18 protein-coding genes are annotated in these 16151 nt (G+C 39.9%); 6 read left to right on the top strand and 12 right to left on the bottom strand.

Annotated elements, in window-relative coordinates:
* Window positions 1-50: 50 nt before the first annotated feature.
* Together BLR93_RS12285 and BLR93_RS12280 are read right to left on the bottom strand one after the other, a co-directional pair.
* Window positions 51-1484: an MDR family MFS transporter gene (locus tag BLR93_RS12285; protein ID WP_093214989.1), complete on the bottom strand. Its 1434-nt coding sequence runs from the start codon at window positions 1482-1484 to the stop codon at window positions 51-53.
* A 31-nt stretch (window positions 1485-1515) separates the two neighbouring features.
* Window positions 1516-2388 carry a TetR/AcrR family transcriptional regulator gene (locus BLR93_RS12280; protein ID WP_175559348.1) on the bottom strand — a complete coding sequence of 291 codons (873 nt, stop codon included), beginning with the start codon at window positions 2386-2388 and terminating at the stop codon, window positions 1516-1518.
* A gap of 189 nt (window positions 2389-2577) precedes the next feature.
* On the opposite strand from BLR93_RS12280, the gene BLR93_RS12275 reads away from it, so the two are divergent.
* Entirely contained in the window at window positions 2578-3471 is an 894-nt protein-coding gene (locus tag BLR93_RS12275; protein WP_093214985.1) for an SDR family oxidoreductase, read from the top strand.
* 102 nt (window positions 3472-3573) lie between these two features.
* A complete protein-coding gene (locus BLR93_RS12270; protein ID WP_093214983.1) occupies window positions 3574-4740 on the top strand; it encodes an iron-containing alcohol dehydrogenase in 1167 nt (388 codons plus the stop codon).
* 333 nt (window positions 4741-5073) lie between these two features.
* Here BLR93_RS12270 and BLR93_RS12265 read toward each other — a convergent pair whose 3' ends face one another.
* Window positions 5074-5796, bottom strand: coding sequence for a YqjF family protein (locus BLR93_RS12265; protein WP_175559347.1), 723 nt, complete (start codon window positions 5794-5796; stop codon window positions 5074-5076).
* Between the two features lie 141 nt (window positions 5797-5937).
* Window positions 5938-6102 carry a YtzI protein gene (ytzI, locus tag BLR93_RS12260; protein WP_175559346.1) on the bottom strand — a complete coding sequence of 55 codons (165 nt, stop codon included), beginning with the start codon at window positions 6100-6102 and terminating at the stop codon, window positions 5938-5940.
* 181 nt (window positions 6103-6283) lie between these two features.
* Here ytzI and BLR93_RS12255 point away from each other — a divergent pair, with 181 nt between their 5' ends.
* Window positions 6284-6706, top strand: coding sequence for a pyridoxamine 5'-phosphate oxidase family protein (locus tag BLR93_RS12255; RefSeq protein WP_093214977.1), 423 nt, complete (start codon window positions 6284-6286; stop codon window positions 6704-6706).
* A gap of 305 nt (window positions 6707-7011) precedes the next feature.
* Here the strand turns inward: BLR93_RS12255 and BLR93_RS12250 are convergent, their stop codons facing one another.
* Together BLR93_RS12250 and BLR93_RS12245 are read right to left on the bottom strand one after the other, a co-directional pair.
* The gene (locus BLR93_RS12250; RefSeq protein ID WP_093214975.1) at window positions 7012-8187 is read right to left on the bottom strand and encodes an FtsW/RodA/SpoVE family cell cycle protein; all 1176 of its coding nucleotides are present in this window, start codon (window positions 8185-8187) and stop codon (window positions 7012-7014) included.
* 260 nt (window positions 8188-8447) lie between these two features.
* Complete coding sequence (locus tag BLR93_RS12245; RefSeq protein WP_093214973.1) at window positions 8448-9581, bottom strand: zinc-dependent alcohol dehydrogenase; 1134 nt, start codon at window positions 9579-9581, stop codon at window positions 8448-8450.
* Between the two features lie 190 nt (window positions 9582-9771).
* Between BLR93_RS12245 and BLR93_RS12240 the strand changes: the two genes are divergently transcribed.
* The gene (locus BLR93_RS12240) at window positions 9772-10572 is read left to right on the top strand and encodes an SDR family NAD(P)-dependent oxidoreductase (protein WP_093214971.1); all 801 of its coding nucleotides are present in this window, start codon (window positions 9772-9774) and stop codon (window positions 10570-10572) included.
* Window positions 10573-10784: 212 nt separating this feature from the next.
* Here BLR93_RS12240 and BLR93_RS12235 read toward each other — a convergent pair whose 3' ends face one another.
* The 5 genes from BLR93_RS12235 to BLR93_RS12215 form a co-directional block, all read right to left on the bottom strand.
* Window positions 10785-11069, bottom strand: a complete 285-nt coding sequence (locus BLR93_RS12235) for a DUF3784 domain-containing protein (protein ID WP_093214969.1) — start codon at window positions 11067-11069, stop codon at window positions 10785-10787.
* 386 nt (window positions 11070-11455) lie between these two features.
* Window positions 11456-12388: a nucleoside hydrolase gene (locus tag BLR93_RS12230; RefSeq protein WP_093214967.1), complete on the bottom strand. Its 933-nt coding sequence runs from the start codon at window positions 12386-12388 to the stop codon at window positions 11456-11458.
* Window positions 12389-12765: 377 nt separating this feature from the next.
* A complete protein-coding gene (locus tag BLR93_RS12225) occupies window positions 12766-13458 on the bottom strand; it encodes a lysozyme family protein (RefSeq protein ID WP_245690140.1) in 693 nt (230 codons plus the stop codon).
* A 124-nt stretch (window positions 13459-13582) separates the two neighbouring features.
* Window positions 13583-13843, bottom strand: a complete 261-nt coding sequence (locus tag BLR93_RS12220; protein ID WP_093214966.1) for a hypothetical protein — start codon at window positions 13841-13843, stop codon at window positions 13583-13585.
* 21 nt (window positions 13844-13864) lie between these two features.
* Window positions 13865-14425 (bottom strand): hypothetical protein, encoded by a 561-nt coding sequence (locus tag BLR93_RS12215; RefSeq protein WP_093214963.1) that lies wholly within the window; start codon window positions 14423-14425, stop codon window positions 13865-13867.
* Window positions 14426-14651: 226 nt separating this feature from the next.
* Here BLR93_RS12215 and BLR93_RS12210 point away from each other — a divergent pair, with 226 nt between their 5' ends.
* Both BLR93_RS12210 and BLR93_RS18080 read left to right on the top strand, forming a co-directional pair.
* A complete protein-coding gene (locus tag BLR93_RS12210; protein WP_093214961.1) occupies window positions 14652-15065 on the top strand; it encodes a M67 family metallopeptidase in 414 nt (137 codons plus the stop codon).
* A gap of 45 nt (window positions 15066-15110) precedes the next feature.
* A complete protein-coding gene (locus tag BLR93_RS18080; RefSeq protein WP_175559345.1) occupies window positions 15111-15257 on the top strand; it encodes a hypothetical protein in 147 nt (48 codons plus the stop codon).
* Between the two features lie 404 nt (window positions 15258-15661).
* Here BLR93_RS18080 and BLR93_RS12205 read toward each other — a convergent pair whose 3' ends face one another.
* Window positions 15662-16024 (bottom strand): DUF1360 domain-containing protein, encoded by a 363-nt coding sequence (locus tag BLR93_RS12205; RefSeq protein ID WP_093214958.1) that lies wholly within the window; start codon window positions 16022-16024, stop codon window positions 15662-15664.
* Between the last annotated feature and the right edge of the window lie 127 nt (window positions 16025-16151).

Here is a 16151-nt window from a genome sequence, read left to right as displayed (position 1 = left end):
TACAGACCAGTCCACTGCCTTCGCAGCTATTCGGTCGTTTCCGCTTTTCTTTATTCCTCATTCTGTTGGGCTTGGGCGGCTCTCTCTTCTGCTGGTGTTGTTCCTTTAATAAAGAAAGAGAGTGCTAAGCCTACGAAAGATAATCCAGTTGCTACCCAAAATGCTACATTGACACCATGGATTCGATCGGCAGCAGAAGCAGCTTCACTTGTATCCAGAGCAGCACTCGTCATAACTGTCACCAAAATTGCTGTCCCTATTGAGGCTGCTACTTGCCGCATCGTATTGTTCATAGCTGTACCATGTGGAATCAGTTTTAATGGCAGCTGATTCAGTCCCGCTGTTGTTACAGGCATCATTACCATAGACATCCCAAACATACGAATACCGAAAACTATCGTCAAAAATAACAAGGAAGTTTCTGTGGTTAGATTAGTAAACAAAAATGTGGTGACTGTCATAATTGTCAATCCGGTGATTGCCAGCCATCGTGCTCCAATTTTATCAAAAATCCTTCCTGTCACTGGTGACATCGCCCCCATTAACAGGGCACCAGGCATGATCATGACTCCCGATTCTAGTGCAGAGTAATCCATCATGTTTTGCATATATATCGGCAGGATGGTTTCTGACCCGATTAAGCTCATGAAAACAATCATGCCGATGGCAGTCGTAATGGTAAAGGTTTTATATTTAAATACCCTGAATTCAAGAATTGGCTGAACCAATTTAAATTGCCGAAGGATGAACAAGGTCAAGGCAATGGCTCCTACAATTAAAGAGGCAACTACTTGAACACTGCCCCAGCCGCTGTTCCCAGCGCTGCTGAACCCATATAATAAACCGCCAAATCCAAATGAGGATAAAATGATTGATAAGATATCTACTTTTGGACGAGTTAGTTCATTAACGTTTTTTAATGCAAAATAGGCAATGATAATATCAATAATTGCAATTGGCAGGATAATGAAAAACATCCATCGCCATGGATAGCTTTCTACAATATATCCCGATAAGGTCGGTCCGATGGCAGGAGCAAAGGAAATGACCAACCCTACATTCCCCATGGCTGCCCCTCGTTTTTCAATTGGAAAAATCGTTAAAAAGACAGTCATCATCAATGGCAGCATAATACCCGCGCCAGCTGCCTGAATAACTCTTCCCACCATTAAAATAAAAAAGCTGGGAGCTATTCCGCAAATAAGCGTCCCTACAGCAAAACAAGACATCGCTGATATAAATAACTTTCTGGTAGTAAATGTTTCTATCAAAAATGCAGTAATAGGAATCATTATTCCATTTACAAGCATAAAGATAGTGGTCAGCCATTGGGCTGTGTTTTCTGTAATATGAAAATCGCTCATAATATGAGGAATAGCTGTAGACATTAGGGTCTGGTTCAAAATAGCCACAAATGCACCCGCCAGCAGTACTGCCACGATCGGAAACCTATTCTCCACTTTTTCTGGTTGTTGTTCTGCCACTTTTTCATCTCCTTTATTGCTGTTTTTATAGTCACACGAGGGATTCTATTTGCTTTATCCTATCGCTTAATTCCTGATTCTTTTTCAAATAGGCGAGCAAAGCATGAACTAAAAATTCTCTTGGTTGATCCTTGCATAGTTCATGATCTATCAAGTCAATTGCCGCATTCATTTCGTCTTTATCTTGATTCGTTAACGCTACGATGGTTAATTGTTCCTTAAGCTGGGTCAAAAGCAACCTAGCCTGTTCTGTACGCCCTAAAGGTTTCCAGCCCAAATCGAATTCCTCATATTCCCTCATGATTTCAGATGAAAGCACTGGTTCTGCACCAACGTTCCTTTCAATAATCGCATCTAATGAACGAACAATATATTCAGCAATACTTTCCAGTTCAACTGGCTTTCTTTCCTGTACTGTCAATTGGATAAACTCTTTAATCATCCCTTGGAAAGTCATAACGATATCCCAAATAAATGGCTCGGGTTTTGAACCATATGCCTGAAACAATAAATGTTTATGCCAACTTAACATCGCCGCCCTAGTCCTTTTAATTAAAGCGACGATTTGCTTATTATTTTCTTTTGGGAGTGTCTTATAAAGGATATTAAAAAAATCCCGGTTCTCCAGCATCCCCTCTAATTCGATGATGATGGTTTTCTTGAAAGTTTCATACGGGGAAAGCGTTTGATCCAAATGGATCCCGCGGGCTCTTTCAAACATTTTCTCATGATTGTATTCAAATACTTGAATTAATACATCTTCTTTCGAATCAAAATATTTATATAACGATCCTTTTGAGACGCCGCAATCTTCGGCAATTTCCTGCATGGAGGTTGAGAAATAACCCTTCTTTGAAAAATATTTGATGGCAGCCTCCAGGATTTGCTTTCGTTTTTCGTTCATGCCCATTCACCACCTCGTGACCATTCAGTCATTAAAAAACTAACAGGTTTTATAAGCCATGATGAATTATAATGAAATAATCCAATCAGTGTCAACTTTAAAGACTTCCTTATTAAAGTTTTTACGCACATAAGATAGGAATGATGAATAGCCTACTTTCGAATAGACTTTGACTAGGAGGATGAAGATATGTATAAGGAAAACCTAAACAAAACATCCCAAAAACAACAGGCAAGCTTTCCGCAACAGCATCAGCGACAACAGCCAGGGATTGAAGGATTAATGGTGCCTAAGCCTGCCATTGAAAATCCGGAATATCAAGGGTCTGGTAAGCTGTTAAATAAAGTTGCCATTATAACCGGCGGTGACAGCGGAATTGGGGCTGCTACAGCTATCGCTTTTGCTAAAGAAGGGGCAGATATTGTAATTCCTTATTACTACTCCTATGAGAACCAGGACGCTCATCGAACAAAGCAGAGAATTGAGAGTCTTGGACGACGCTGCCAGTTAATGGTGACCGATCTAAGGGAAGAAAAAAACTGTAAAGCAGTCGTTAACAAGACGATTGATAGTTATGGCAAGCTTGATATCTTAGTTAATAACCATGGCGTGCAATTCCCCCAGGAAAGCTTGCTCGATATCACCTCTGAACAATTTGACGATACATTTAAAACCAACATTTATGCCTTTTTTTATTTAACAAAGGCCGCACTACCCTACCTGAACAGATCCAGTACCATCATAAATACAGCATCGGTAGTAGCATACGAAGGAAATGAAAAGCTAATTGATTACACTGCGACCAAAGGAGCAATTGTCGGGTTCACCCGTTCCTTATCCCAAAATCTTGCCGATAAAGGAATTCGGGTAAATGCGGTCGCACCCGGTCCTATCTGGACACCTCTGATTCCCTCTAGTTTTTCAGCTGAATTTGTAACTACTTTTGGTCAGGATGTTCCTTTCAAGCGTGCGGGACAGCCTTATGAGCTTGCCCCTGCTTATGTCTACCTCGCTTCCTGCGATTCCTCTTATGTTTCCGGCCAGGTTCTTCACATCAATGGCGGAACAATGGTCAGCTCATAGCTCCTAAGAAAAGTCATTATAACAACCAGCCTCCTTTAAATTGTATATTCCTTTACAACATTTTTTTATTTCGTCATTATAAAGAGTAGGAGGCTGATAAAAATGCAAAACTTTACATACTACAACCCGACAAAGCTTATTTTCGGGAAGGGACAATTGGAAAAGCTGAAAGATGAGGTACCTCAATACGGAAAAAAGGTCTTAATGGTTTATGGCGGCGGAAGCATTAAGCGAAACGGCCTATACGATGAAGTGAAAAATACTTTGGCAGAAATAAATGCCGAAGTTTTTGAACTTTCCGGCGTTGAACCTAATCCGAGAGTCTCGACAGCCCGGAAAGGAATTGATATTTGCAAAGCAGAGAAAATAGACTTCCTTTTAGCTGTAGGGGGCGGAAGTACAATAGACTGTACAAAGGCTATTGCTGCGGGAGCAAAATATGACGGAGACGTTTGGGATATTGTAACAAAGAAAGTGGCAGCTTCAGACGCTCTTCCTTTCGGTACAGTGCTAACCTTGGCAGCAACAGGCTCGGAAATGAATGCTGGTTCCGTAATCACCAATTGGGAAACAAATGAAAAATATGGCTGGGGCAGCCCATTTACTTTTCCTAAGTTTTCTATTTTAGATCCTGTTAACACCTTCTCTGTACCGCGGGACCAAACAATTTACGGTGTGGTTGATATGATGTCGCATGCTTTGGAGCATTATTTCCATCATGAAACAAATACACTTCTTCAGGACCGCATGGTAGAATCCTTGTTAATTACGGTAATGGAAACAGCGCCTAAGCTGCTTGAAAACCTCGAAAGCTACGAACACCGTGCCACTATCTTATATAATGGTACAATGGCCCTTAATGGAGTAGTCAACATGGGCTACCGCGGCGACTGGGCAACTCATAATTTAGAGCACGCTGTCTCTGCTGTCCATGACATCCCTCATGGCGGCGGCCTAGCCATCATATTCCCTAACTGGATGATGCATACCCTGGATGAGAACGTCGGTCGCTTTAAGCAGCTGGCAGTCCGTGTGTTCGAAGTAGATCCTGAAGGGAAATCAGATCGGGACGTAGCCGTGGAAGGCATTGAAAAGCTGCGCGAATTCTGGAACAGTATCGGAGCACCTTCCCGTCTCTCCGATTACGACATCGACGAAGACAGTGTCGAATTAATGGCCGAAAAAACAGTAGTAGCCAACAGCGAATTCGGCAACTTTAAAAAACTAAACAAACACGACTCACTAGAAATCCTAAAAGCCAGCTTGTAACAAGAAAACCGAAGACAACCGATTAGCTTTGTACAGGGTGGACTGCTCCGTATGAGATAAAGGAAACATGCCCCTTCAACAAAAATCCCGGCCAATTAAGGGAGGGCACTGAAAAACGAAAGCTCTACGAGAGGTAGAAATTTAAAAAAGCGGTCTGTGTGGGATTCAATTTCCATACAGACCGCTTTTCGTCTAACTTCAAGAGGTTTGCGCCCTCTTTTCCTTCTCATTAGTTTAACGATTCATGGAATCAACCACAAACGTTGACAGCCCCTTTAGATTAAAAAGGACTTTTTCAGGTGCCTCGATCAAGGCCGAGATTTTTTATGATAATTACTTAATCTCTCCTACAGTTTCAAACGGGAAAAAATGAACTTTTTTTGATTTAGAATAATGGACCAACGGCTTATTGGTAAGATACTCTTCAGGAAGGAAAGGTACCACATCACTCATATCAAGGTCCAGCTCTGCCTCCTGCAGTTCCCATGGGGAATGGATGATTGATCCTTTCAATACTTTATTCCCTTTAAAAGTAAAAAGGCAGTAACGCTCTGACAGCCAATGGGTCAGTGACCCTTCTTTAGCCGTTGACTTTTGGGAAATCGGCCGATAGCTCGCATAAAACTGTGCCGGAGCTTCTCCCTCATGAATTCGCTTACTTTGAAATAGAACCGCATGCTTACTGCGCTTTATGCTCATATTCGCTTTCATATACGGCAAGGAAAAGACCGCGCGCGCGCCAGCAACAGCTGCATTGCTATCTGCATCAAAGGAAAAGAAATACACCCCTTGTTCCCCGTTATACTTTATATAGGTGCGAACGTTCAACTCCAAAAAGGAGCTGACAAACGGGATGGGGCCAGGCATACCCCGAAATCGGTTTTTATTCCCTTGAAAAGGAACCACACTAATCCAGGCGTTGCCGTTATATGTTTCCAGTTCAAACTGCTCCGGTACATGCGGCCTTAGTATTTCGTAAGGTATCGGCCAATGAATAAACAACACATCATCCCAGCGTTGTTCTGCTACCCATGGCCACCTTGGACGTAGATTCAATATAGCCCCTCCTTTTACATATACTTTCCCTTAACCTCTAAATGGAACATTAAAACTGTTAATGAGTGCTTTCATCTAAAAAAGCTGTCTGAATGACCTCATCCGCGCCAGCGAATAGGTTATCCAGACAGCTCCCTATAATTAATCAGCCATCTTATCATTATATTCATTCTTCTCTTCTGTCGCTTGCTGATCAGGATGCGGGTCTACCGTATGTTTATATGCATAGCCTTTAGAAGTAGTAAGAAGTGATAATCCGATAACTAAAGCAACCACTAACGCACAAATAATTGTGACAATTATCATCATTGTTTCTCCTTGCTATATATTTACTAAGTCAGTGTTTCATTCATCGTCTTATAAAGTATAACATCGTTCCTCTTTTTTTGAAAAAAACGTTTATTACATCTGAATGATTGTTTTGTGTAATGACAAAATAGGTACATAACAATAAAGAATAATAATTTTAATAGGAGTGGATATCAGCATGGAGCAAAGTGAAATAAAAGCTAAAGCAGAACGCATCTTGGACAGCAACCTGATTGGCACACTGGCAACGGTCAAAGGGGACAAACCTTTTTCCCGTTATATGACTTTCTTTAATGACAACTTTACTTTGTATTCTGCAACAGACAAAAACACCCATAAAGTAGAGGATATTGAGAAAAACAATAGTGTTCATATACTAATCGGCTATAACGGAGAAGGATTGGATAATGCTTATTTAGAAATAGAAGGCAAAGCAGCTATAAAAGATTCACCAGAAATAAAAGAAAAAATTTGGAACGAAAAGCTTTCTCCATGGTTTGAAGGACCAGCTGATCCCAGTTATACAGTATTGGAAATACAACCGGATGAGATTCGGTTAATGAATACGAAGGAAAATGATCCACAGATATTGCAGTTGTGACAAACAGCTTATTCCTCGGCAAAACGCTCGTTATTTATGCGGTTATCTGAATTTGCTTTTACCTTTCTTTTTCTTTCAATAATGAATCCAGGAAGCTTAACGAGGAATTACACCCCATGTGATGATACTACTATCCTTGCGTCCTGGTCTGGTCAGTTACGAAACCAACAAAAAACACCAACTCCTATTTCTTTTAGATTCGATAAGAATCACCAAAAGACAGGAGTTGGTGTACATTATTTCACCTGGAAGCAACTGAAAGTTTTTGTGGCTTAACTTAGCAAGTTCCTTTACAGTTCATCAAATCACCTAAAAAGTGAATTGTCCATTCTAGCCTGTTCACTATTAACTTTTATGATCAAAGCATATCCAATCATAGCAGATAACACAGAACTCCCTCCATAACTTATCAGAAGTAACGGAATTCCAGTAATCGGCATAACCCCTATTGTCATCCCTATATTTTGGAACGTGTGGATAAAGAGTAAAATTAAATAACCGAAACATATAAAGGCACCAAACTCATTGTTTTGGTGGATTTTCAGACCTAAAGAAACTAGTTTAAATATCAGTAAAAAATACAACAATATGACTATCGCACACCCAGTAAAACCAAACGTTTCTCCAATTATAGAGAATATAAAGTCAGTCTGGGCTTCTGGAATATAGACTTCTGAATTACTGATCCCTTTTCCAGTTAATTGTCCCGAACCAATAGCCAGTATCGACCTTTTAAAGTGGAAAGAGTCATCAGCATCACTTTCTGAAAATCCCAGCCAGGTTTCTATTCTGTCCATTTGATAAGGCGCAATATGAAGAGTAGCTTGGGTAAAATCCGGAAACTTAACTACCATCATCCCGATCATGCCAACTGCTAAGACAAAAAATAAAATGGCAGAAGAAATTATTTTCCAATTGATACCTGATAGAAAAATAATACCTCCCGTTATAGCCAGATAAACCATAGCAGTTCCGAAGTCAGGCTGTAGAATGATAATGCCGACCGGAAAGACACCAATTAATATTAATTTCAAAAGCAGCTTTAAATCGTTTTTAACATTTTTATTTTTGTGTTTTTCCTTATGCTTTGAAATGGTGGAAGCCAAATAAACAATCGTAGTAATTTTCACTAATTCCGAAGGTTGAAAGGTTATACCGCCTATTCTAAACCAGCTTTTAGCGTTATTAATTTCCGGGGCTATTGCCTCTGGGCTAAAATAAAGAATTACCAGTAGAAATATACCAGCTAAATATAAATAAAAGCTTAAAAAATGTATAGTTCCTAAATCAATTAATTGTATCAGCCCAATTAAAACCAAGCCCAATACAAACCAAAACATTTGCTTAAGAAGGAAATTTTCACCGCCATATTGCTCCAACTGTTGTGCATTGTAAATGGCAACAAGGCTGATGAATATAAAACCAAATAGTAATATCAGTAAATCATTTAAACCGTATAATCTTTTGTTCAATTCTTTCATCCTTTTAGTTTAATCTATCGCATTCATTTTAACATATATGCCTAGCTGCAGTTATTTCATTTAAAAATCATCTATATGTACAAATTTTACTAGATTGTGCAAATTGCCCATTAGGACCTGAAAGTTGGGGTGACAGCCATCCACATGACCAGCAGATACTCATGGGAATCCATCGCTGAATAGCGAATGAAAATATTTTTATACCTAAAAAAGGGGCTGTCCTCTAACGTCTACCTAGAACAGCCCCTTTTTTCTGGTTCTTATGGTTTTAAGATTGCTTTGATATTACCGTCAGATTTTTCATCAAAAATCCGGTAGGCATCTGACGCCTCACTTAGATCCATCCGGTGGGTAATGATATCAGTAGGGTCGATATAGCCGTTCTCTACCATATTGTATAACTCTGGCATCAAGTGAATGACAGGCGCTTGTCCCATTTTCAACGAGACATTACGCGAGAAAAAATCTCCTAGAGGGAAATTGTTGGCATCTGTCCCATATACTCCGGTCAATTGTACTGTACCAAACTTCCTCACTGCTTGTGAGGCAGTAATGATTGGGCGGATAGTGCCAATTTGGTTGTCATGTTCAGAACCGAAAGTCTCTCCTTCCGGCACAGTACCATCCATCCCCACACAATCTATAACAACATCAGCACCGCCTCGTGTTTTTTCATTAATTAGTGCACCAAGCTCACTATTATTACTGAAGTCATACGTTTCAACATTATTTGTACGTTTAGCATGTTCTAGCCGATGTGGTACTTGGTCTACTGCGATTACCCGGTCAGCACCTTTCAACTTGGCAAATTTTTGGGTCATCAATCCGATAGGGCCGCAGCCTAAAACCACAACCGTATCCCCTGACTTCACCCCGCTATGCTCTACGCTCCAGTAAGAAGTTGGGATAACGTCTGATAGAAACAAGACGCTTTCGTCATCTAGCTCACTGTTATCCGGCACTTTAAATGAAGTGAAATCAGCATAAGGCACTCTTAAGTATTCCGCCTGTCCACCCGGATAATCTCCGAATTGCTTAGAATAGCCAAATAAGGCTCCAGCATCGCTATGTGGATTCGAGTTATCGCACTGGCTTTCCATCTGGTTCTTACAATAAAAGCACTCACCACAGCCAATATTGAAAGGGATGACCACTCGATCCCCTTTTTTCAAGTTCTTTACGTCAGCTCCTACTTCTTCCACAATGCCCATTGGTTCATGGCCGATAACATAATCATCTTCTAAGGGGATACCACCCTTCATCAGGTGTATATCTGAACCACAAATCCCTGTGGCAGTTATCCTAACAATAATATCTGTTTTTTCTTCGATTGTCGGATCTTCCACATTTTTTACTTGAATATTATCTTTTCCCTGGAAGGTTACTGCTTGCATCTCTTTGAACACTCCCTTTCCATATTTATACTTCTAATTGCCTGGCAGGAGTTGCTCTAAACCTTTAATTGTTTATTTCTCTCTTAGAACCTCTACCCACAAAAGATGACTTGGTTTCTGGAGCAGATGGATTAACCCTTTTCCTGGGAGGGTATAAACGACTAGCAGCAAAAAGGAAAGGATGGATGGTATGGGTGTATTTTCAGCAGAAACGTTAAAAGGGGAACACGCATTGATTACCGGGGCAACTGGAGGAATTGGCCATGAAACTGCTTTAACCCTCGCAGAAATGGGGGCGGATATAACAATCACCGGTAGAAATGAACAAAAGCTGGAAAAACTTAAGGAAACTATTTCCTCCCGCTGCCCGGATGTCAAAGTGTTGGCTCAGCGTGCGGATATTGGCAATAGCCAGGAGCGCACAAGTCTAGTGGAATCAGCTGAAAGAGAGAATGGCTTTATTTCACTGCTAGTTAATTCAGCCGGAATCAGTGGCGGAGGGCCCGTGGAACACTTAGAGCAGGAGGAAATGGAAAAAATCATGCATATTAATTATACTGTACCTGTGTTGTTATCCCAGCTTATATATAGGCAAATGAAGGAAAACCGAAAAGGAGCAATTGTTAATGTGTCTTCCCTTTCCGGCTTACGGGGTACCCATGGAAATACCGCTTATTCTGCTTCCAAATTTGCTTTAATTGGATTTACCCACTCCTTCTCTGTAGAGGCTATCGAATATGGAATTCGGGTGAATGCAGTATGTCCTGGCTATGTGGATACAACTATGGGAAGGAACGCAATCAAACGGAAAGGGGAAAAACAGAACCGCTCTTTCGAAGAGCAGCTAAAGATTGCCGAAGAAGGCCTTCCCTCCGGCCGCATCACCAAACCGGAAGAAGTTGCCAACACTATATGCTTTCTGCTGACGGATGCGGCACAAAATATTATTGGTGAATCAGTTAAAATTTCCGCCGGCAGTGTCAAGCGATGATGCTTACGGCAAAAAACGCTCCTGTCTGGTAAGTAGTCTTATACTGTGGAGAAATTGTTAAATAAACGTTTAATTTTGATCCTTAATCGAAGTAATTTTAATAGCACCACACAACAATAAAAACAATATACAAATACGCTTGGATTTGAAATCCAAGCGTTCTGTTTTTTATTATCTTGTGAAACTAAAACTACCCGTTAGTTCAGTTATTGTTAGTCAAGTAATTTTCGATTGATAAACAAGTACACACTTACCAATAAAATTAACATGATAATTACAAGAACGGTTTTTTGATAGGAATATTCAATTAAACTACTTATAACTACTACCAAGCCTAACGGGAGGAAAAAAAATCCACCCACTACTTTACCTAATAACTCCTTATTTTTAATCATTTTTTCATTGAATCCGGCTAATAACCACGTTTGTTTTTTCACTGCTACTAAATATGAAACCAGTAAAAGAGCTACACCAATAAACAATAAACCGTAATCCATCTTCACACCTCCCACACCGGTATTTATTTCCAATACTACATTTACGATTCTGTATTAAAAAGGTTTCTTTTATTTAACAATCCTCCCAGTTACTTTAAGAACAATCCTTCAAAAAACTTATATCAATTAACATTAATTAACAATCACCTCTTACATTTATCAAGTTAACTTAGCAGCCAGCCCTCTATTCACTTAGTAACCGGCATGTGGTCAAGGGTCTCCCCCACGTACTTAGCAGCAAAATTCTATACGAATCCATTCATCAAAATCCGAAATTTTAGACAAAGAGAGTACTAAAAACAGACCAAATCGTATACGATTTGGTCTGTTAACATTCGTAAGCTATTTCTTATGTTACTCCGCTAACAAGAATCTACTTTTTCTGCTCACTTTTTAGCCAGCTCGGCAATATAAGTAAAAAATTGTTCAGCCGCCACATCATAAACCAATCGGACTGAACGGCCTTGCTCATCTTCCGACGTTCTTCCTTGTTTAGGAAACTCTGTATGTACTTTACTATTAACGGTTTTTGCTTTGACAAGCCCTGGATTACCGACCGAAGCTGTTGTCAGAACGTCCCACAAATAGTAAGTTGAATTTGTTTCCGTATGAACCAGAGGGGGAACAGCTGCATAAGCTTGTCCAAGAAAATCAACACCTTCATATTTTCGCATTGAAGCCCAGTTATTTTTAACTTCAGGAGTTAACGGAACTTGCTTTGTACTCTCTAAGGCAACCATTTCAATCTGCAGTCCACTTTCCCATACTCTGGCTACTGCATCTGGATCCCAAAAAGCATTCCATTCAGCAGTACCATCATGTTCAGGGTCTTCTACATTGCCGGTAGCTTGGAAGGTCCCTCCCATCCAGACCAGCTTTTCAATTTTATCTTCAATATCCGGTGCTTCGTCCAGCGCTCTTGCCAAATCAGTCAATGGACCTGTGAACAGTAAGGTTGTCCTGCCTTCATTTGACCGGATTTTTTCTATCATATGCTGATGGGCAGGCATGTAACTGACAGGAGCCTTCATAACTCCGCCTTCATTTAGTATCGGAAGAGAATCTACATGAAATGTATGCAAACGCCATTCCTTAGGAAAAGGATTTACTCCCCGGGAGTTAGATTTAGCCACCTGGATGAAATCTTTTCCAAACCTGTCAATGATTTTTCTGCTGGCGCTGACGCCTGCCTCTAAATATCCATCCGCAGGAATAACTGATACACCAAGTAATTCGACTTCCTCCATTTTTAGCAGTAAGAATAAAGAAACAAGATCATCCACACCTGCATCATGATTAAAATATACTTTTTCAGCCATTATAAAACCCCTTCCTGTTACTAATTGTCAGCTATAGTCTTACTTAATATTGAGCGACTACATCCCTCCTATTCATTTTCAGGAGAAGGTTGCCTTTTTTCGAGACCCTCGCTTGGTAGAAAGTATACATTCCCATTACTGCCAGCGCAATGAATGCACATAAAATATAAAGCTTTTGGAACCCCATGTAAGTAACTAGTATGCCCAGCAAACACTGATAAAACTTCTAGTCCAAATCGGCTGTCGTAAATCTTTCAACCTTTCTCACTCACTCTCTAAAACCAAGAATTTATAATTCCCTTATTAGCATTTCTTCTAATTTCGAGCACAAAATAATAAAGCCACCCGTATGGATGGCATCCTTTTAATCATCATATTTAGCTTTCATTCATCGCAATCAGCACCTTGTCTCCATCTGTTACTGTCTTGGCATCTTCATAATAAGCAAGCACTGCGTCAACATACTTAATATCGCCATAACAAGCGTTTAATTCCTTTGATTCTTCACGGATACAGCGAAATTCAATCGACGATTTTAACTTCTCATACATTTTTGCAGAATAATCAACCGCCAGTTCTTCTGTGTACTTGCCGCCCCGTTCATTCACATAACGAATAAAGCCCGGGCCAAAGTTATAGGACTGTAGCGCAAGCCTCACATCACCATCCGCTTGTCCCAAGACGTGAGCGAAATGAGCAACCCCTTGCTTAACCGACAACTCGGGGTCATCGATACAGCCAATTGCCCCGCAATAACTTTCTGAAGATTGCATAGGGTCTGTTCCCCTGCCGCCTGATTCCTGCATCATAAGAGCTAATAATATACCTGTATAATCCTCTAATCCGTGTTTTTTTAAATATTTTTGAAGAAGGGGTTGATAATCCAGCACCTGTTGTGACAATTGCTTATCTCCTGTTCGATCCCTGTTATCGCTGACTTGATACTGATAAGCGGTAAACAAAACAACAAAGCAGGTGATTACCCCAATGATTACAGCCAGGGTTTTCATTCCACTTTTCACGATCCGGTGTCTCATTGAAGACTTGGGAAACATTTTATATTTAGGCATTTCATCGCACCTTATTATTTAATTAATCTACTATCTATTATATCAAAGTTTTATCATTCAGGAAGTATTCTGATTATCGGGTGCGCTTCATTAGAATTTCCAGCCTTGCTTTTCTTACAGGTTACTAACTTAATAGATCGATAGTCCTTGTAAAGTCGCTTTTACTTTTGCTAATTGCCTGGTCTATGTCTTCCATTAATGCAGAGCAGGTCTCTTCGCCAACCGTAAACTGCTCTTCCGACAATCGATTACTCTTCAAGGCAATAAGCAGTTGGAGAATAGAAAGATTAATGACTTCCTCATCCTGTAAATTATTCTCTGCACTTGCTATATACCGGCTAATCACATTACCTAAAGCCGACCATAGCTCTTCGTTATTCGACATTTACACTGCCCCTCCTATAAGTTAAATTTCCCCACTGACATTAATCTGGTTTAAGGATGGTATTCCGTCTTTCTCAAGACTGCAATAGACAAACCCTTCAATAGAAATAGCATAATTATCGTCTGCTCTCCATTTCAGCTGAAAATTCGGAAAAGCTATCGTGTCTGCCGGCTCCAATATTCCATCGTCTATCTTTTTAAACCAGTAATCTTCTTCGCTTTCCTGCTCCACCCTTTCCCATACACTCGGAAAAGAATTCTTATTAAGGTTGGAATTTTTCAAGTGGTATTTACCGGAAAAATCGAAGCGAGTAGTTGCTTGGATGCGTAAACATATATTTAAATCACGGACTGCTTCCATTCCATTATTTTTGATGTAAAAGTCGCCTAACAAAACATTTTCCTGTTTTTTATGGTGAACAGCATGCATGGAAGAAGTGAAATAGCCGGTTAGCCGGGATGACGTCTGATATTGGGTTTCTTCTTGTTTTTTATTTATTAATTGTTCAATTTGCGCCAAGTAATCGCTGGTTTGTTTATTCCATTGATCAAGCTTTCTTTTTAACTCATGATAGGAAGACATTCTTATACACCTCCAGCAAGAAATTCCGATTCTGTTCATCCTATGCTGTTAAAACGCAATTTATTAGTAAAGATCGCTTAGGAGCTAAGAGCGGAATTTATGTGGAAATACGTTATATGCCCGTGCAAATAACCGTTTACTTACATATAAAAGAATGAGGTATTAACCATTTATTAAAGGAGCTTGGCAATAATGATATTCATCTTATACAAGGAAGTTCCCCTCGATGGGGAGAAAAACTGACGCGATTTATCTTCCTAAATATATAGAAGAGAAGATGATTTTACACACTCGCGAGGCTCTTCCTTTTGATACTTGCGGATTATTAAGCGGTACAAATAATGTAGTGGATTCGATTTGGGAGTTAGAAAGTGAAATACAGCATCGATTCAGATATTTCGTAGACAAAAAAACGGTAGAAAAAACAGTAGCCGCTATTAGTGCCAAAAATGAAGAAGTCTTGATTATATATCTTTCTCACCCAACAGCAGCTCCTGCGCCCTCCCGTACCGATGTTCTCTATCATCCAGACTCGCACGTCCCCATGCTGATTGTCTCACTGAAAGACGCTATTCCTGCATGGAAATGCTATAGCCTGGAGAACAATAATTATTTTTCTCATCAAGTGGTTGTCCTTTAAGGACTTATCCCATCTTCGAAATAACTTATAAAAGGAGTAATCGAAATGAAGATTAAATATTTGAATACCAAAAAAGTCCCTTCTGTAAAAGCTGTACCAGCTGAACAAATTGCCTCAGGCAATTATGTCGCTAAAAAGACAGGTGGATGTGGGTGTAACCAGTATTCAGGGAAGAAAAAGTATTACCGTTAATCCAACAAAAAAACGTAAAACCGTGATGTCTGCCCTCTCCTCACACTTTTACCATGCATATACAATAGGTAAGCCTTTCTTTTTTATCCAAATAGTAATTTGTAAACACCTGGCTTACTTAGATTTTCCTAGCAGATATAACTTTTCTTTTAATTTAGCGAAGGAGTGATGGAATTGGATGGAAATACAAATTCAGAGCAAAAAGTAGCTACCAAAAGGACGCCAAGAGCGAAAAGAATAAGGGCAGGCAGAAAGAAATGCGGATGCGGCCGAAATGTCAGAAAGTCTTTAAACCAATAACTGATTCTTATAATTCAGATAAATAATTTTCCAAGTGATAACCCTGGCTTTTAAACCGAAGCCAGGGTTTATTTTAGTAATATAAGCTTGAGCAAAGCCGCTCGCTAACTCTCCGTTCTGTGTATCAGAAAACTAACAATCACTTCAATGATGGAGGCAAAAGCTGCTATTGCTAATATAGCAATAATTGGAAGGAAAATCCAAGGCCACAATAAGTAACCGATATACAGGCAAGACGCTGACCAGATTCCTGTACACCACTGACAGCTCAACAACTCTCCGATGAACCTTCTAATCCCTTTCCCTTTAATATAAAGCACTACTTCTACCGTACCGTCTTCTACTATTTCCTCTTTCTCCTCGTGAAATGGGGCTCTAATAAACCGAAAAATATCGTCATAGACGAACAAACGAGTTAATCGGAACGCAGCTAATCCAAGCAGTACCAGGGTTAACCAAGTGTACATATTTGTCACCTCTGTTTGTTGTTCTCCTTTATCCTATTCAACAACCAGAAGCCAATATACTTCTTTTGCAGGGAAGAGCATAAAAAGGGCTTTTATCCTTGGCTGTAGCCCCCCTTTTCAAAATCTA

Origin of the sequence: Sediminibacillus albus, assembly GCF_900101125.1 — a bacterium.
GTDB lineage: Bacteria > Bacillota > Bacilli > Bacillales > Amphibacillaceae > Sediminibacillus > Sediminibacillus albus.
This window is presented reverse-complemented; position numbering and strand designations above follow the sequence as displayed.